This window comes from Rhizobacter fulvus, assembly GCF_964020785.1.
Genome location: NZ_OZ224516.1, coordinates 2,455,015 through 2,472,411, shown reverse-complemented (window position 1 = coordinate 2,472,411; position 17,397 = coordinate 2,455,015). Strand labels below are relative to the sequence as shown.

Sequence of the window (17,397 nt, the reverse complement as noted above, 5' to 3'; positions counted from 1 at the left end):
CATGGCAGGCATCTCCACCCACGTGCTCGACAACTACACCGGCCGCCCCGGCGCCGGCATGCGCATCGACTTCTCGGCACGCCAGCCCGACGGCAGCTGGAAGCTGGTCAAGTCGGTCAGGACCAACGCCGACGGCCGCACCGACGGCCCGGTGCTTGCGGCCGCCGACGCGGCGGTCGGCGAATACGAACTGGCGTTCCACGTCGCCGACTTCTATGCGCCGCGCGGCACCGCGATCGGCGACCCGGTCTTCCTCGACCAGGTCGTGCCGCTGCGCTTCTCGATCTTCGACGTCAAGCAGCACTACCACGTGCCGCTGCTGTGCACGCCCTGGAGCTGCTCGACCTACCGCGGTTCCTGACCGGCCGCCGCTGATCCGGCCGCGCGCCGGCTCAGCACCACGTGCATCGCGTTCGGCGTGCCGGCGTGCGCGGTGCACGCATAGCCCAGCGCCGCCAGGTCGATGCCGGCGAGCAGCGCCTCGCCCGAGCCGAGCAGCGCGGGCGTCAGGGCGAGGTGGATCTCGTCGACCAGCCCGGCCTGCAGGTACTGGCGGATCGTCGCGACGCCGCCGCCGATGCGCACGTCGCGCGTCCCGGCCGCCGCGCGGGCCCGTTCCAGCGCCGCGTGGATGCCGTCGGTGACGAAGTGGAAGCTCGTGCCGCCGGCCATCTCGATCGACGCCCTGGGATGGTGCGTCAGCACGAATGCCGGGACGTGGTACGGCGGGTTGTCGCCCCACCAGCCGCGCCACGAGTCGTCCGGCCACGGCCCGCGCACCGGGCCGAACATGTTGCGGCCGAGGATCCACGCGCCGGTGTTCGCGAAGCCGCGCGCCGCGAAGTCGTCGTCGATGCCGGTCTCGCCGCCTGCTGCGCCGAACACCTTCTGCTGCATGGTGCGGGTCGGGAACGCCCAGCCCATCAGGGCCGGCCCGCCGACGCCCAGCGGGTTCTCGAGACTTTGCCGGGGACCGGCGCTGAAACCGTCGATGGAAACGCCGACGCAGCTGACCTTGACGATGCTCATGCGGAACTCCTGCGCGAAATGCGCGGTTCAAGACTGTCCTTATTGTGTCGAAATAGGTCCACTGCCCTGCCGTCGAGGGGCGCCGCCCCTTCCCACTCCATTGCACAGGACCACCATGAAGCTCCAATCCATCGCCGCGACTGTCGCCCTCACGCTGTTCACCCTGGGCAGCGCCCACGCCGCCGACCCCAAGGCGACCATCGCCGACCTGGATGCGCGCCTGGCCAAGATCGGCGTCGCCAAGGTCGACGGCACCGACAAGGCCGGTGACAAGAACGTGCCGGCGCTCTATTTCGGCGAGCGCAAGATCAACAACAACTACGACGTGGTCGACGCGGTGCGCAAGGCGCACGATGCGACCGCGACCGTCTTCGTCAAGGACGGCGACGAGTTCGTGCGCGTCAGCACCAACGTGCTCACGCCCGAGGGCAAGCGCGGCGTCGGCACCCAGCTGGCACGCAACAAGGCCTACGAAGCGGTCATCAAGGGAACCCAGTACTGCGGCCCGATCGACGTGCTCGGCACCGCGTTCGACGCCTGCTACAACCCGATCAAGGATGCCGGCGGCAAGCTGGTCGGCGTGAGCTACATCGGCCACAAGAAGTAATTCCCCTCACGTGTCGCACGCCGACGGAGACCGCCCCATGAAGATGATTCACCGCCTGCGGGCGCACGTCGGCCGCATGCCGATCCGCCGCCAGCTCTATGCTGCGTTCGGGTTCGTGCTGCTGCTCACGGCCGGCGTCGGCGCCGTCGCGCTCGACGGCCTCGGCCGCGTCGATGCGCAGGCCCATGCGATGGATACGAAGTGGTTGCGCAGCGTCGGCCTGCTCGGCGAGATGCGCATCGCGCTGGCGGACGCGCGCGAGTTCGAGATCAAGCACAGCCGCACCGCCGACACCAGCTACCACTCGGAATACGAGGAGAAGCTCGGTGTCGCGACCAAGCAGGTGACGACCACGCTCGCGAGCTTCGCCGCCCTGCCCGGCGACGACACGGAACGCGCCGCGATCGCCAAGTTCGGCAAGGGCTGGACCGCTTACCGGCAGTTCAGCGAGCGCGTCGTCTCGCTCGGCCGCGAGAAGAAGCAGCAGGACGCCGCCGACATCAGCGATGGCGGCGCCAGCATGGCGTTCGACGAGGCGATGGGTGCGTTGAACGGCCTGTCGAAGAACGCGTTCGCCGGCGGCACCACCGCAGCGGCGACCGCCACGACCATCTATGCGCGCGCCCGCCTGCTCGTGATCGGCCTGCTGGCCGGCGCGCTCGCGGTCGGCGTGCTGCTGAGCTGGCTCATCACCCGCCACCTGCTGCGCCAACTGGGCGGCGAACCTGCGGTGGCGTCCGAACTGGCGCGCCGCGTCGCCGATGGCGACCTGACCGCGCAAGTCACGATCCGCGCCGGCGACACCGACAGCCTGATGGCGCGCCTGCAGACCATGCAGCGCAACCTCGCCGGTGCCGTCGCGGAAGTGCGCCGCGGCTCCGAGAACGTCGCGACCGCCAGCGCGCAGATCGCGCAAGGCAACCACGACCTGTCGAGCCGCACCGAGCAGCAGGCCAGCGCGCTGCAGGAGACCGCCGCGACGATGGACCAGCTCGCGGCGACGGTGCGCAACAACGCCGAGAACGCGCAGCAGGCCAGCCAGCTGGCGCAGGGCGCGTCCGCCGTCGCGGTCAAGGGCGGTGCGGTCGTCGGCGAAGTCGTCACGACGATGAAGGGCATCAACGACAGCAGCCGCCGGATCGCCGACATCATCGGCGTGATCGACGGCATCTCGTTCCAGACCAACATCCTGGCGCTGAACGCGGCCGTGGAGGCCGCACGTGCCGGCGAGCAGGGCCGCGGCTTCGCGGTCGTCGCCGGTGAAGTGCGCAGCCTGGCGCAGCGCAGCGCCGAGGCCGCCAAGGAGATCAAGGGGCTGATCAACGCGAGCGTCCAGCGCGTCGCCGACGGCACCACGCTGGTCGACCAGGCCGGCCAGACGATGACCGAGATCGTCGGCTCGATCAAGCGGGTCACCGACATCGTCGCCGAGATCAGCGCCGCCAGCAGCGAGCAGAGCAGCGGTGTCGCGCAGGTCGGTCAGGCCGTGTCGCAGATGGACCAGGCGACGCAGCAGAACGCCGCGATGGTCGAGCAGAGCGCCGCGGCGGCGCAGAGCATGACGCAGCAGGCGCAGCAGCTGGTGCGCGCCGTCGCCGTCTTCAAGCTCCAGGCGACTTGACGGCCGACGCCGGCAGCGCGGCGAGCAGCGCCGCGCTCGGCGTGTGCCAGCCGACGATCGCGCCCTGCGCCGCGATCATCGCGAGCGCGGCGGCCTTGAACGCGGGGAAGTAGCTCTCGGTCGCGTCCTCGACGAGCAGGCAGTCGTAGCCGCGGTCGTTGGCCTCGCGCATCGAGGTCTGCACGCAGACCTCGGTCGTCACGCCGGTGAACACCAGGTGCGTGACGCCGAGCGCCTGCAGCATCTCGTGCAGGCCGGTGGCCCAGAACATGCCCTTGCCGGGCTTGTCGATCGCGAGCTCGCCGCGCTGCGGCGCAAGCGCCGGGATGATCGACGTGCCGGGCTCGCCGCGCACCAGCAGCCGGCCCATCGCGCCGGTCTCGCCGATGCGCAGGCTCGGCGCGCCGCGCAGGCGCTTCGCAGGCGGGCAGTCGGACAGGTCGGGCAGGTGCGCCTCGCGCGTGTGCACGACCGGCCAGCCGCGCGCGCGCCAGGCCGCGAGCAGGGCCGCGATCGGCTCGATCGCGGTGTGCAGCAGGCTCACGTCGTTGCCGAGCGAGGCGCCGAAGCCGCCGGGCTCGACGAAATCGCGCTGCATGTCGATGACGATCAGCGCCGTCCTGCCGCCGGGCGCGAACGGGTACGGGAACGGCGTGGCCGCGATCGGGATCGGTTCGTCGTCGCTCATGCGGCCTCCGGCAGCGCCTGCGGTTCTTCGTGATGGCCGCCGCCCATGTGGGCGCCGATCACGCGCCGATCGGCGCCGGCCGCCGCGGTCTCGAACACGATGCGCCCCTCGCTCATCACCGCGATGCGGTCGCTGAGCTCGAGCAGCTCGTCCAGGTCCTCGCTGATCAGCAGCACCGCGCCGCCCTTCGCGCGCACCTGCAGGATGCGGGCGTGGATCTCCGCGACCGCCGCGAAGTCGAGCCCGAACACCGGGTTCGCGGCGATCAGCACGTTGATCTGGCCGGCCAGCTCGCGCGCCAGCACCGCGCGCTGCACGTTGCCGCCGGACAGGCTGGCGATCGGCGCGTTCTCCCCGCGGGTCTTGACGCCGTATTCGGTGATCCAGCGGCGCGCACGCTCGCGCCAGGTGCCGAAGCGCAGCCAGCCGCGCTTCAGCGGCGCCTCGTCGAAATCGCGCAGCGCCATGTTCTGCGCGACGCTGAGCTCGCCGACGCAGGCATTGCGCAGCGGCTCTTCGGGCAGCGCGCGCAGCTGCAGGATGCGGTTCTCGCTGCGCCGGCCCATGTAGGGCTCACCGACGACGCGCACCGTGCCGGCCACGCGCGGCCGCTGCCCCACCAGCGCCTCGACCAGCTCGCGCTGGCCGTTGCCCGAGACGCCGGCGATGCCGAGGATCTCGCCCTGGCGCACCGCCAGCGTCAGCCCCTGCACGGCGAGCGTGCCGCGGTCGCCCATCGCGGCCAGGCCGTCGACCTGCAAGGCGACCGGCGCATCCGTGGCGGTCGGCGCGCGCGGCGCGGCGCTGCCTTCCGAGACGAGCGCCGACGCGCTCGCGGCCGAGTCGCCGATCATCGCCTGCGCAAGTTGCTCGGGCGTCGTGCCGGCGACCTTCGCGCCATGCACGCGCTTGCCACGGCGCAGCACGGTCACCTCATCGGCATAGGCCATCACCTCGCGGAACTTGTGCGTGATCATCAGCACCGTGCACTCGCCGCGCCGCGCGACGGCGCGCACGTAGGCGAGCACCTCGTCGGCCTCCTGCGGCGTCAGCACCGAGGTCGGCTCGTCGAGGATCAGCAGGCGCGGCTTGAGATACAGCTGCTTCAGCAGTTCGAGCTTCTGCTTCTCGCCGGCGGCCAGGCCGGCGGGCGTGGCATCGAGGTCGAGCTTGAACGGCGTGGTTTCGAGGAAGGCATTGAGCGCGGCGCGCTCCTTCTTCCAGTCGATCAGCGCCGGCGTGCGCCCGCCGGCGAGCAGCAGGTTCTCGGCCACGTTCATGCCCGGCGCGAGCGTGAAGTGCTGGTAGACCATGCCGATGCCGAGCTCGCGCGCGACCACCGGTGTGGCGATGTCGTGCTCGCGCCCGTCGAGCAGGATCGCACCGCCCTCGGGCCGCTGCGAGCCCGCCACGCACTTGACCAGCGTGCTCTTGCCCGCGCCGTTCTCGCCGAGCAGCGCATGCACCGAGCCGGCCGCGACGTTCATCGTCACCGCGTCCATCGCGGTGAAGCTGCCGAAGCGCTTGGTCAGCTCGAAGGTGTCGAGCGTCAGCGCGCCGGTGTGCGCGGGCTTGGGGTCGAGCGGAGCGGTCATCCCAGCACCTCCAGTACGTTGGCGGACTCCGCATGCGCCCCGAACACGCCGCCCTGCATCTCGATCATCTTCAGCGCGGCCTCGTGGTTGCCGCGGTCGGTGGCGGCGGTGCAGTCGTCGAGCAGCAGGCACTCGAAGCCGCGGTCGTTGGCCTCGCGCATCGTCGTGTGCACGCACACGTCGGTCGTGATGCCGGCGAGCAGCAGGTTGCGGATGCCTTGTGTGTGCAGGATCAGCTCGAGGTCGGTGGCACAGAACGAGCCCTTGCCGGGCTTGTCGATCACGATCTCGCCGGGCAGCGGCGCGAGCTCGTCGATGATCTGCCAGCCCGGCTCGCCGCGCACCAGGATGCGCCCGCACGGGCCGGCGTCGCCGATGCCCACGCCGTCGGTGCCGATGCGGCGCGAGCGCCAGCGCTTGTTCGCCGGCAGGTCGGCGAGATCGGGGCGGTGGCCCTCGCGGGTGTGGATGACGTGGAAGCCGCGCGCCCGCATCCGCGCCATCAGCGTCTTGATCGGGGCGATCGGCGCGCGGGTCAGCGACAGGTCGTAGCCCATCTGGTCGACGTAGCCGCCGACGCCGCAGAAGTCGGTCTGCATGTCGATCACGACCAGGGCGGTGTTGGCCGGCCGCAGGTCGCCGTCGTAGGGCCACGGGTACGGGTTGGCGTCGATCACGGTGGCGCTCATCGGGTCACCGCGTCGACGACAGTTCGCCGGGGCTGCCGACCGCCACCTTGCCCGGCCGGCAGCTGATCACCAGGATCACCAGCGTCAGCACGTACGGCACCGCGGCAAACAGGTTGTAGCCGGCGCTGATGCCGATCGACTGCAGCGCCGGCCCGATCGCCCCCGCACCGCCGAACAGCAGCGCCGCGCCGACGCAGCGCAGCGGGCTCCAGCGCGCGAAGATCACCAGCGCCACCGCGATCAGGCCCTGGCCGCTGGAGATGCCTTCGTTCCAGCTGCCCGGGTAGAACAGCGTCAGCGACGCGCCACCGAGGCCCGCGATCGCGCCACCCGCCGCGGTGGCGGCGATGCGGATGCCGTTGACCGAGTAGCCCAGCGCCTTGGTCGCGCTGGCCGAGTCGCCCGCCAGGCGCACCAGCAGCCCCCAGCGTGTCCGGGCGAAGCCCCAGTACATGGCCAGCGCGAGCAGCAGCCCGAGCGGCAGCAGCGAGTTGACCTGCAGCGCGGACTGGAACAGCGGCGAGCTGCTCCACGCGCCGAGCGCCAGCGCCGGCAACTGCGTCGCCTGCGGCTGGATCAGCGGCTTGCCGAGGTAGAACGCCAGGCCCGTGCCGAGCAGCATCAGCGCGATGCCGGTGGCCACGTCGTTGACCCGCGGCAGCGAGCACAGCAGGCCGTGCAGCAGCGCGAGCAGCGCGCCCGTGCCCGCCGCGACGAGCACGCCGATCCACGGCGAGCCGCTCAGGTACGAGCCGCCGAACGCGGCCATCGCCGACAGCACCAGCACGCCTTCGAGGCCGAGGTTGATGCGCCCGGACTTCTCGGTCAGGCACTCGCCGAGGCTGACGAACAGGAAGGGCACGCCGACCCGCAGCGCCCCGCCCAAGATCGCCGCGACGAATGGCAGCAGGATGTCGTTCATCGCGTGTTCATGTCGGTTTGATCGTGCTGCTCAACGGCACTTCCTTGGGCTGCATCGAACGCCGGAAGCGCTCGCCGGCGGCCTGCCAGTCGACGCCGCGCAGCGCCTCGCTGGCCAGGATCAGCACGAACGCGATGCCCTGCAGCACCTGCACCGACGCATCGGGCAGGCCGAGCCGCCGCTGCAGCAGGCTGCCGGCCGCACCGAAGCCGCCGAACAGGATCGCGACCGGGATGATCGCGAACGGCGAGTGCCGCGCGATGAACGAGACCAGGATGCCCGCATAGCCGTAGCCGGCGATCAGCGAGGCGTTCGCGTTGGTGTGGACGGCCGCGACCTCGATCGCGCCGGCCAGCCCCGCGCTGCCGCCGCCGAGCGCACATGCCAGCAGGATCAGCGCGCTCGCCGGCAACCCGACGAGTTGCGCGGTGCGCGGGTTGCCGCCGACCACGCGCACCGAGAAGCCGCGCGCCGTCAGCGCCAGCCACAGGCCGAGCGCGAGGCACGCGACGACGCCGATCACGAAGCCCCAGTGCACATCGGACCCGAAGATGCCGCCGATGCGGATCGCTTCGTCGAGCGCGCGGGTCGACGGCTTGTTCAGCGTCGCCGGATCGCGCATCGGTCCCTCGACCAGCTGCTTGAAGATCGCGATCGCGGTGTAGGCCAGCAGCAGGCTCGAGATCGTCTCGTTGACGCCGCGGTACTGGCGCAGTGCGCCGGCCAGTGCGATCCAGCCCGCGCCGACCGCGAAACCGGCCAGGCAGACCAGCACCGTGCCCGCCGCATTGCCGGGCAGCGGCATCAGGTAAGGCAGCGCCGCCGCCGCCAGCCCGCCGAGTACCACCGCGCCCTCGCCGCCGATGATGACGAGTCCCGCGCGCGCCGGCAGCGCGACGCACAGCGCGGTCAGCATCAGCGGCGCCGCGCGCGTCAGCGTGTTCTGCCACGAGAACCAGTCGCCGAACGCGCCCTTGAACAGCAGCACCCAGGTCTCGACCGGGCTGACCCCGCCTAACCAGACGAACAGCCCGAACAGCAGCAACGCGCCGATCAGCGCGCCGATCGGCAGCAGGGCGTCGACGAGGGTGTTGCGCATAGTGGTTATGTCCTCATCGGGACGCTGGCACGATCGGCGCGAGCAAAGGCGCATGCGGGCAGGCCGCGGCGCTTCGCTGAGGCGGTCGCCGCTGGAGGGCCACGAAGGGGGCCCTTCGTGGCCCTGCAGCGGCGACCGCCACCGAATGAGCGCCCGGCGGGCTGCCATTGCCGCGACGCGCCGATGCCACCAGCCCGAGAGGATTCGGTTCCATTCAGACCGAGCCGATCACGCCTTCGACCAGGTAGTTGATCCCTTCGAGCGCCGGGTCGGTCTGCTTCAGCGTCTTCGGCACGACGACCACGCCCTTGTTGCTCTTCAGGCCGCCGGCGAAGATGTCGAAGGTGCCGGCGAGCATCTTGGCCTTGATGTCCTCGGCCTGCTTCTTCGCCACGTCGGGCACCATCGCGCCGTACGGCGACATCTTCACGTAGCCTTCCTTCAGCCCGCCGCGCAGGAAGTTCGGATGCGGCTTGCCGGCCTGGGCGGCGTCGACGACCGTCTTGTACGCGGTGGTCCAGTTCCATTCGGCACCCGTCAGGTACGCCGCCGGGGCGAGCTTGGCTTGGCTGACGTGGTAGCCGCAGACCATCTTGCCGCGCTTGGCGGCGGTCTCGACGATCACCTTCGGGCTGTCCACGTGCATCGTGAACACATCCACGCCCTGGTCGGCCAGGCTGTTGGTCGCCTCGGCCTCCTTGACCGGCATCGACCACTCGCCGGTGAAGATCACCGTGGTCGTGATCGCGGGGTTGACCGAGCGCGCACCCATCGTGAACGCGTTGATGTTGCGCAGCACCTGCGGGATCGGCTTGGCGGCGACGAAGCCGAGCTTCTTGCTCTTCGTCATGTGCGCGGCGATCACGCCGTTCAGGTACTGGCATTCGTCGATGTAGCCGAAATAGCTGCCGGTGTTCTTCGGGTGCTTGCCTTCGGTCCACATGCCGCCGCAGTGCGAGAAGCGCACCTCGGGGTCCTTCGCGGCCATCGCGACCATGTACGGATCGAAGTAGCCGAACGAGGTCGGGAACAGCAGCGTCGCGCCGTCCTGCTTGATCATGCCGGTCATCGTCTTGGTGACGGCCGCGGTCTCCGGCACGTTCTCTTCCTCGACCACCTTGACGCCCGGCATCTTCTTCAGCTCGGCCGCGGCCGCGGCCTGCGACTGGTTGTAGCCGAAGTCGTCGCGCGGGCCGACGTAGATCACGCCGACGGTCAGCGGCTTCTGGGCGAAGGCGCCGCGCAGCGCGAACGGTGACGCCGCCGCGAACGACAGGGCAGACAGTTGCGCCAGCGAGCGGCGCCGCGAGGCATCGTGAGGATTCGACATGGAAGTTTCTCCGCGAGGTGAAGGGCCGGCCGCACTTTGGTGCACGCCTTGGTATACCAAGAGGGATTCAGCAAAAGCCGTGCCCGCTGCCAGCCCGTCGCGCGCGTGTACCGGGGCCCTCGCGGTGCGCCCCGGCCCGGTCGCCGTCCGCCTATTTCCCGGGCAGGCGCGAGCGGGCCTCGTGCAGCGTGTGCAGCGTGATCTTGCGCACCTCGGCCTTGCTCTGGTCGATGTGTGTCTTCAGCAGCAACTGCGCCTGATCGGCCTTGCGCTGCATGACGGCGCGCAGGATCTTGCCGTGCTCGGCGTACGTGGCTTCGATGCGGTCCAGGCGGGTGAAATCGAGGTGCCGGATGATGCGGATGCGCTCGGTCACGTCCCAATGCACCCGCGCGATCTCGGGGTTGCCTGCGGCGCGCACCAGCGTGGCGTGGAACTGCTCGTCGTTCGCACCGACCTGTCGCGCGTCGGTCAGGCGCTCGGCCACCGGCACCAGCCACGCGTCCTTCAGCGCCTCGAGTTCCGGCGGGTCCTCGACGCGGTTGCACAGCTTGACCAGGCTCGCCATTTCCAGCACGACCCGCAGGTCGTACAGGTGTTCGAGCTTGTCGAAATCGATCGGACGGACGAACCAGCCCAGCTTGGCCTCGACCTCGAGGAACCCCTCGTTGCGCAGCCTGAACAGCGCCTCGCGCACCGGCGTGCGGCTGACGCCGAGCCGGTTGCCGAGCTCGGCCTCCGAGAAGCGGTCGCCAGCGACGAGTTGGAAGTCGTGGATCTCCGCCTTCAGTCGCGCATACACCTGCTCGGCCAGATTCGGACGTGGCGCGGCGAGCGGTACGGCAGGCGGAGGCAGCGTGGTCATGACCCGATCTTAGCGACCCGTCATGGATCGATGAGGCTGACATGCGCCGCCACCACCCGCCAGCCCTGCGGCAGGCGCACCCAGGTCTGGCTCTGGCGGCCGATCTTCGCGCTGCCCTCGCGCCGGAACTCGGTCATCGCCGTCGCCGCGTCCAGGCCGTAGGTGGTGATCACGGTGTTGACGAGTTGCCGCGCCAGGCCGGCCGCGGGCCGCGCCACGCGGAAGGCGCGGATCGCCTCGATGCCGACCAGGTTCTCGCCGATGCCGTAGCGCACGGTCCGGGCCGAATCCCAGAACAGCTCGTCGAGCACCTCGACCTGGTTGTGGACCAGCGCGTCTTCGTAGCGCGCGAACACCGCCGTCACTTCGGCGAGCACCTCGGGTCGATTGATGTCCATCACAGTGCGGCCACCGGGGAGGTGGCGATGCCCGACGATTCAAGCTGGTGCGCGACGCGCAGCGCCAGGTCTTCGCGCCACGGCGCGGCGATCACCTGCACCCCGATCGGCAGCGTCGCGTGCACGCCCCACACCGGCACGGCGCAGACAGGCAGGCCGATGCACGAGATCGGCTGCGTCAGCAGCCCGAGGCTCGGACGCGCCGGCAGGCGCCGGCCGTTGATCTCGAGCCACTCGGTGCCGAGCCCGGGCGCGACGCAGGGCGTGGCCGGGGCGAGCAGCACGTCGACCTCCTCGAACAGCTCGGCCGCGCGCAGCGCGAACCAGCGCCGCACCCGCTGCGCCTGCTGCACCCACGCGGCGGGCAGCAACGCGCCGGCGAGGAAGCGGTCGCGCGACAGCGGCTCGAAGTCCGCGGCACGGGTGCGCAGGTCGGCCAGGTGCAGCGCGGCGCCTTCGGCATTGCTGATCAGGAACGCCGCGGCGCGCGCCCGCGCGACCTCGGGGAGCTCCACGCTGCGGGTCGCGTCGAGCGCGTGCGCGACCCGCGCGACGGCGGCGCGCGCGTCGGCGTCGGCGAAGTCCGCGAAGTAGCCGTCCAGCGTCGCGATGCGCAGCCCGCGGGTGCCGAGCGCGAGCGCCTGTGCGGTCGGCTCCACGGCGCGCTCGACGCAGCCCGGGTCGTGCGCATCGAAGCCTTGCAGCGCGTCGTACGCGAGCGCCAGATCGCGCGTGCTGCGCGCGAACGGGCCGAGGTGGTCGAGGCTGGCGACGAACGGGTAGCTGCCGTGGCGCGGCAGGCGGCCGTAGGTCGGCTTCAGCCCGAAGGTGCCGCACAGCGACGAGGGCACGCGGATCGAGCCGTTGGTGTCGGAGCCGAGCGTGAGCGGTACCTGCCCGGCCGCGATCGCCGCGGCCGAGCCGCCCGACGAACCGCCCGCCGTGCGACCCAGGTCGTGCGGGTTGTGGCACGGGCCCTCGTGGCTGTTCTCGGTCGTGAAACCGTAGGCGTACTCGTCCATGTTGAGCGCACCGACCAGCACCGCGCCGGCCGCCTGCAGGCGCGCCACCAGCGCGCCGTCGCGCACCGCGGGCGGCCGGCCGCGTTCGATCTTCGAGCCGGCGAGCGTGGTCAGGCCCGCGACGTCGAACAGGTTCTTGACCGCGAACGGCACGCCGAGCAGCGGCAGCGATTGCAACGTCGTGTCGCCGACCGCGAGCCGGGCATCGAGCGCTGCGGCGGCCTGCAGCGCACGCTGCGCCGTCACGTCGGTGAAGGCGTTGACCCGCTCGTCGGTCGCGCAGATGCGCATCAGGCTCGCCTGCACCAGCGCGGTCGCCGTCACCGCGCCGCTGCGCACGGCGTCGGCCATCGCGGCGGCGCTGCCGCGCAGCAGGGCCTCGGCGCTCATGCGTGGCCGCCGCGCGGCGCGATCGGCACGAAGGCCTCGGCCGGGTCGTCGGTGATCTGCAGCGGGTGCGCCCCGACCAGCTCGGCCATGCCGGCCGCGAGCGCGAAGTAGTTCAGCACGCCGAGCCGGTGCTCGGCCGCGATCGGCAGGGCCAATGCGGCAGCCGCCGCGTCCACGTAGTGTTCGATCTGCGCTGGGGTCATCGGGCAGGGCGCCTTTCAATGTCGGGGCGGGTTCGTTCGCCGCCCCGAAACCGGTCCGGACAGCGTGGCGACGGTTCGCGGTCGCGCTTCATCGTATTGCAAGATCCCGGCCACCCGGAGCCCGTTGGGTCGGCATGCGCGCCCGGTCGGCCAGGACGCTCGCAAAGCCGCGGCTCGACCGACGCGGACGAAGGCGGCTCAGCCCGGCATGCCGGCTGCGACGAACGCCCGCCAGCCGCCGAACGCGGTGACGTCGCGCGCCGCGCCGAGCGCGTGCGCCTCGCAGACGAAGCCGTGCACCTGGCGGCCATCGGCGAGTTCGAGCGAGCCGAGGCCGAGCGGCGGCGGAATCAGCGCGAGGAAGGAGCCGACCGCGGCCACAGGCACGTCCCACACCTCGACCGCGATGGCGGCGCCGCCTTCGGCCACGCGCAGCAGGCCGGGCTTGGGCGGCACCGTGCCCGGCAGCGCGAACAGGCGGTAGTGGGGCGCGGTGAACGTGGTGTCGCGCAGCGTCGCGCCACGCTCGGTCAGCTGGCCGTTCAGCGGCAGCCCGCTGAGGTGCGCGCCGACGACCGCGATCGGCAGCGTCGGCGCGCTGGCGGGCCACGCGCCCGGCGCGTCCGCTGAGGCCGCACCCAGTGCCAGCGGGCGGCCGGTCGCGCCGAGCGGTCCGGCAAGCGCCGCCTCCCAGGTCTGACCGAAGCGCGCAAGTGCGGCATCGGCCGCGCCGGGCGCGATGAACGTGACGCCGAACGGCAGCCCGCCGGTGGTGAATCCGGCCGGCAGCGCGAGCGCGCACCAGCCGAGCAGGTTGACGAAGTTCGTGTACGTGCCGAGCAGTGCGTTGGTGCCCAGCGGGTCGGCATCGACGTCGGCATGGGTCGGGTGGGTCGGGGCGGTCGGCACCATCAGCAGGTCGAAGTCCGCCCACAGCGCCGCGGTGTCGCGTTGGGCCTCGCGCAGCGTGTACTGGGCGCGGAAGGCGTCGGTCGCGCTGAAGTTGTCCGCGACCTCGATCACCCGGCGCACGACCGGGTCGAGGGCCTGCGGGTCGCGCTCGAGCAGCGCCTGCACCACGGCGTGGCGCTCGGCCACCCACGGGCCGCCGTAGAGCAGCCGCGCGACGGCGAGCAGGGGCGCGAAGTCCAGCGGCACCAGGGTGTGGCCGAGGGCGGCGGCGCGCGCCTTCGCCTGATCGAAGCAGACGCCGTACCCGAGATCGCCGTGGAACAGCGGCGTGGCCGGCACGCCGATGCGCAGCGCGGGCTTCCACTGCGCCGCGCCGGTGCGGAACGCACTGTACGCATCGGCGGCATCGGGGCCTTCCATCACCGCGAGCACCGCGGCGGCATCGGCGACCTCCAGCGCAAGCACCGAGATGCAGTCGATGCTGCGGCACGCCGGCACGACGCCCGCGTTGCTCACCCGGCCCGGCGTCGGCTTCAGGCCGACCAGGTTGTTGAAGCCGGCGGGCACCCGTCCGGACCCGGCGGTGTCGGTGCCGAGCGCGAAGGCCACGTCGCCACGCGCTACTGCCACGGCCGAGCCCGAACTGGAGCCGCCGCTGATGCGCTCGGGCGCGAAGGCGCTGCTCGGACGGCCGTACGGCGAGCGCGCGCCGACCAGACCGGTCGCGAACTGGTCGAGGTTGGTCTTGCCCATGCACACGGCGCCGGCCGCGATCAGCCTGGCGACCGCATGCGCATGCGCCAGCGGGGTCCGTGCATAGGCGGGGCAAGCCGCGGTGGTGGGCAGGCCGGCCACGTCGATGTTGTCCTTCACCGCGAACGGCACGCCGAACAGCGGCATCGCGCGCAGTGCAGCGGCGCGGTCGGCATGGCGCGTAGCGCGGGCCTCGAGCGCGGTGACGGCGGCGTCGATGTCGGCGGCGCCGGCGCGCGTGATCCAGAGCTCCGGCGGGCTCGCGGCGGCCAGGCGCTGCTGCTGCGCGCCGAGCAGCGCGCGCGGCGCGGCGCCGTCACGGTACGCGTGCCGCCAGTCGGCCAGGGTGAGGAGCGAAGTCGGCTTCATGCAGTCAAATGGTGCACTCGTTGGTATACCAAAAAGTGCACAGCATGAAGCGTGCCTGCGAATCGGCCCTGCGCTCAGGTCAACGCGACGACTTCAATCCAGTTGGGGTTGCGGCCGGCCGCGCAGGTGCTGCGCAGTGCCAGCACGCCGTGACGCGCGTCGATCGCGTAGACCGCGAGCCGGTCGGACTGCTGGCCGGCGGCAATCAGGAACGCCCCATCGGGCGTGATCGCGAAACCGCGCGGTTGGGCCTCGGTCGGCACGTGGCCGAGCGGCGCGAGCTGTCCGTTCGCAGGATCGACCCGGAACGCGGCGAGCATGCTGGAGCGGCGCTCGCTGCCGTAGAGGAAGCGGCCGTCGGGGCTGAGGTGCAGGTCCGCGGCCCAAGGGGCGCCGTCGACACGGGGCGGCAGCGACGCCAACGTCTGCACGGTGCGCAGCGTGCCGGCCGCCGCGTCGAAGGCCAGCACGTCGATCATCGCGTCGAGCTCGTTGAGGAGGTAGACGAAGCGCCCAGCCGGGTCGAACACGAAGTGACGCGGGCTCGCGCCGGCATGCGGCGTGAACAGCGGCGGATCGTTCGGCGACAGCCGGCCGGTGGCGACATCGAAGCGCAGCTGCATCACGTGGCCGCCGCCCAGGCAGGTCGCGAACACGAACCGGTTCGACGGGTCCGCCCCGATCGCGTGCGCATGCGGCGCGGTCGCGATCGCCTGCTGCGCGGGTTGCGCGACGCCATCGGCCCCGATCGGGCTCACCGCGATCAGGTTGCCCCCGTACGACGCGCTGAACAGCCAGCGGCCGCTGCGGTCGGTCGCGATGTTCGCCATGCTGTGCGGCAGCGGCGCGGCGCCGAGCGCGGCGAGCTCGCCGCTGCGCGGGTCGATCGCGAAGCTCAGGACCTCGAGCGGATCGGATCGGCGCGCGGCGTAGAGGAAGCGCCTGTCCGGGCTCAGCGCCATCGGCATCACCTGCCCGCCGACCGCGACGGCCTGGACCGGCGCGAGCTCGCCGCGCGCGGCGTCCAGGCGGTAGACGCCGATCTCGCCGCTGTCGGCGTTCGAGACGTAGACGATCACTTCAGCAGCAGCTGGGGCAGCCACAGGGAGATCGCCGGCACGTAGGTGACGAGCATCAGCACCACGAACAGCGCGACAAAGAAGGGCTTCATCGCGCGCGTGATCGCCGCCATCGGCAACTTGGAGACGGCGCTGCCGACGAACAGCACGGTGCCGACCGGCGGCGTGATCAGGCCGATGCCGAGGTTGACCATCATGATCATGCCGAAGTGCACCGGGTCGACACCCAGCGTCTTCACGACCGGCAGCAGGATCGGTGTGAGGATCAGGATCAGCGGCGACATGTCCATCAACGTGCCCAGCACCAGCAGCAGCACGTTGATCATCATCAGGATCGCATACTTGTTGTCCGATACGCTGGTGAAGAAGGTGGTGATCTTCAGCGGGATCTGCATCAGCGTCATCAGGTAGCCGAAGCATGCCGCGAAGCCGATCAGGATCATGACCACCGTGACGGTCTTGACGGTGCGGTGCACGAGCTTCGGCAGGTCCCGCCACTTGTAGTCGCGGTAGACGAACATCGTGACCATGAAAGCCCAGACCACCGCGACCGCCGCCGACTCGTTGGCCGTGAACACGCCGGAGAGGATGCCGCCGAGGATGATGACCATCGTCATCAGGCCCCACATCGCCTCGATGCAGATCCGGATCGCCTGGCGCAGCGGGATGACCTCGCCCTTCGGATAGTTCTCCCGGCGCGCGATGAACAGGCACAGCGCAGCCAGCGTCAGGCCGAGCAGCAGCCCCGGCATCACGCCGGCGATGAACAGGCTGGCGATCGAAACCGAGCCACCGGCCGCCAGCGAATAGATCACCGCGTTGTGGCTGGGCGGGATCAGGATCGCCTGGACCGAGCCGCTGACGGTCACCGCGGTCGCGAAGTCGCGCGGGTAGCCCTTGCGCTCCATTTCCGGGATCAGCACCGAACCGATCGACGCGGTATCGGCCACCGACGAGCCCGAGATCGCGCCGAAGAACGTCGAGGCGAGGATGTTGACCAGCGACAGCCCGCCGCGAATGAACCCGACCAGCACGCTCGCGAACGCCACCAGCCGGCGCGACATGCCGCCCTCGGCCATGATCGCGCCGGCCAGCACGAAGAAGGGAATCGCGAGCAGCGAGAACTTGTTGACGCCGGAGGCGAGCTGGATCATCACCGCGTCGAGCGGCAGGTCGATCCAGAGCGCACCGGCGAGCGAGGCCAGGCCCAGCGAGTAGGCGATCGGCACGCCGATCATCATCAGCACGATGAAGCTGCCGAGCAGCACGATCATGTCCATCAGCGGGCGCTCCCGGCGGCGTCGGCCTCGACGAGCTGTTCCTCATAGCGCACGATCGGACGGTGCTCCTGCGCCCCGTACACGATGCGCTCGATCACGAACAGCAGCGTGATCGCGCTGCCGATCGGCAGTGCGGCGTACGTCGCGCCCACCGGCAGCCAGCTCAGCTCGCTGATCGACTGGCCCCAGGTCTCGATGCACAGCCGCGTGCCGTACCAGGCGACGAACAGGCACACCGCCACCATCAGCAGGTCGACGACGAGCGCGAGCGCCCGCCGCGCCCCGGCCGGCAGGCGGTCCGTCAGCATCGTCACCGCGATGTGACCGCCGGCGCGGTAGGCACAGGCCGCGCCCAGGAACGTGAAGACCATCATCAGCAGGATCGCGATCGGCTCCGGCCACTGCGAGCCGGTGCCCAGCACGTAGCGCGTGAACACGCCCCACGGGATGATCAGCGACATCAGCAGGATCGCGAAGCCGGAGATCCAGATGCAGGCCAGGTAGAGCCTGTCCATCAGGCGGATGTAGGGACGGTCCATGTCGTCG

At 71.0% G+C, this 17,397-nt stretch carries 18 protein-coding genes; 3 read left to right on the top strand and 15 right to left on the bottom strand.

Going from position 1 to position 17,397, the window contains the following annotated elements; translation table 11 throughout:
• The first annotated feature begins 1 nt into the window (after position 1).
• Positions 2–361 (top strand): hydroxyisourate hydrolase, encoded by a 360-nt coding sequence (gene uraH / locus ACWH49_RS11840; RefSeq protein WP_448171650.1) that lies wholly within the window; start codon positions 2–4, stop codon positions 359–361.
• Here the strand turns inward: uraH and ACWH49_RS11835 are convergent.
• Positions 346–1,029, bottom strand: a complete 684-nt coding sequence (locus ACWH49_RS11835; protein ID WP_448171649.1) for a dihydrofolate reductase family protein — start codon at positions 1,027–1,029, stop codon at positions 346–348. The two genes, uraH and ACWH49_RS11835, sit on opposite strands and share 16 nt — an antisense overlap.
• Positions 1,030–1,144: 115 nt before the next feature.
• On the opposite strand from ACWH49_RS11835, the gene ACWH49_RS11830 reads away from it, so the two are divergent.
• Together ACWH49_RS11830 and ACWH49_RS11825 are read left to right on the top strand one after the other, a co-directional pair.
• Positions 1,145–1,636: a Cache 3/Cache 2 fusion domain-containing protein gene (locus tag ACWH49_RS11830; RefSeq protein WP_448171648.1), complete on the top strand. Its 492-nt coding sequence runs from the start codon at positions 1,145–1,147 to the stop codon at positions 1,634–1,636.
• A gap of 37 nt (positions 1,637–1,673) precedes the next feature.
• Entirely contained in the window at positions 1,674–3,257 is a 1,584-nt protein-coding gene (locus tag ACWH49_RS11825; protein ID WP_448171647.1) for a methyl-accepting chemotaxis protein, read from the top strand.
• Here ACWH49_RS11825 and ACWH49_RS11820 read toward each other — a convergent pair.
• From ACWH49_RS11820 to ACWH49_RS11755, 14 genes are all read right to left on the bottom strand, one after another.
• Positions 3,238–3,945: a cysteine hydrolase family protein gene (locus tag ACWH49_RS11820; RefSeq protein ID WP_448171646.1), complete on the bottom strand. Its 708-nt coding sequence runs from the start codon at positions 3,943–3,945 to the stop codon at positions 3,238–3,240. The genes ACWH49_RS11825 and ACWH49_RS11820 overlap by 20 nt on opposite strands.
• Positions 3,942–5,540, bottom strand: a complete 1,599-nt coding sequence (locus ACWH49_RS11815) for an ABC transporter ATP-binding protein (RefSeq protein WP_448171645.1) — start codon at positions 5,538–5,540, stop codon at positions 3,942–3,944. The genes ACWH49_RS11820 and ACWH49_RS11815 overlap by 4 nt, the downstream gene beginning before the upstream one ends.
• The gene (gene biuH / locus ACWH49_RS11810; RefSeq protein WP_448171644.1) at positions 5,537–6,229 is read right to left on the bottom strand and encodes a biuret amidohydrolase; all 693 of its coding nucleotides are present in this window, start codon (positions 6,227–6,229) and stop codon (positions 5,537–5,539) included. Before biuH ends, ACWH49_RS11815 begins: the two co-directional genes overlap by 4 nt.
• A gap of 4 nt (positions 6,230–6,233) precedes the next feature.
• Positions 6,234–7,151 (bottom strand): ABC transporter permease, encoded by a 918-nt coding sequence (locus ACWH49_RS11805; protein ID WP_448171643.1) that lies wholly within the window; start codon positions 7,149–7,151, stop codon positions 6,234–6,236.
• Between the two features lie 7 nt (positions 7,152–7,158).
• Positions 7,159–8,250, bottom strand: coding sequence for an ABC transporter permease (locus tag ACWH49_RS11800; RefSeq protein ID WP_448171642.1), 1,092 nt, complete (start codon positions 8,248–8,250; stop codon positions 7,159–7,161).
• A gap of 214 nt (positions 8,251–8,464) precedes the next feature.
• Positions 8,465–9,580 (bottom strand): BMP family ABC transporter substrate-binding protein, encoded by a 1,116-nt coding sequence (locus ACWH49_RS11795; protein WP_448171641.1) that lies wholly within the window; start codon positions 9,578–9,580, stop codon positions 8,465–8,467.
• Between the two features lie 151 nt (positions 9,581–9,731).
• Positions 9,732–10,445 (bottom strand): GntR family transcriptional regulator, encoded by a 714-nt coding sequence (locus ACWH49_RS11790; protein WP_448171640.1) that lies wholly within the window; start codon positions 10,443–10,445, stop codon positions 9,732–9,734.
• Between the two features lie 20 nt (positions 10,446–10,465).
• Positions 10,466–10,843, bottom strand: a complete 378-nt coding sequence (hpxZ, locus tag ACWH49_RS11785) for an oxalurate catabolism protein HpxZ (protein ID WP_448171639.1) — start codon at positions 10,841–10,843, stop codon at positions 10,466–10,468.
• On the bottom strand, positions 10,843–12,255 hold the full coding sequence (locus tag ACWH49_RS11780; protein WP_448171638.1) for an AtzE family amidohydrolase: 1,413 nt from the start codon (positions 12,253–12,255) through the stop codon (positions 10,843–10,845). The genes hpxZ and ACWH49_RS11780 overlap by 1 nt, the downstream gene beginning before the upstream one ends.
• Positions 12,252–12,458, bottom strand: a complete 207-nt coding sequence (locus ACWH49_RS11775; protein ID WP_448171637.1) for an AtzG-like protein — start codon at positions 12,456–12,458, stop codon at positions 12,252–12,254. The genes ACWH49_RS11780 and ACWH49_RS11775 overlap by 4 nt, the downstream gene beginning before the upstream one ends.
• Before the next feature lie 198 nt (positions 12,459–12,656).
• On the bottom strand, positions 12,657–14,492 hold the full coding sequence (atzF, locus tag ACWH49_RS11770; protein WP_448171636.1) for an allophanate hydrolase: 1,836 nt from the start codon (positions 14,490–14,492) through the stop codon (positions 12,657–12,659).
• A gap of 74 nt (positions 14,493–14,566) precedes the next feature.
• A complete protein-coding gene (locus ACWH49_RS11765; RefSeq protein WP_448171635.1) occupies positions 14,567–15,571 on the bottom strand; it encodes a lactonase family protein in 1,005 nt (334 codons plus the stop codon).
• Positions 15,568–16,851 carry a TRAP transporter large permease gene (locus ACWH49_RS11760; RefSeq protein ID WP_448171634.1) on the bottom strand — a complete coding sequence of 428 codons (1,284 nt, stop codon included), beginning with the start codon at positions 16,849–16,851 and terminating at the stop codon, positions 15,568–15,570. The genes ACWH49_RS11765 and ACWH49_RS11760 overlap by 4 nt, the downstream gene beginning before the upstream one ends.
• Positions 16,851–17,390: a TRAP transporter small permease gene (locus ACWH49_RS11755; RefSeq protein WP_448171633.1), complete on the bottom strand. Its 540-nt coding sequence runs from the start codon at positions 17,388–17,390 to the stop codon at positions 16,851–16,853. The genes ACWH49_RS11760 and ACWH49_RS11755 overlap by 1 nt, the downstream gene beginning before the upstream one ends.
• Between the last annotated feature and the right edge of the window lie 7 nt (positions 17,391–17,397).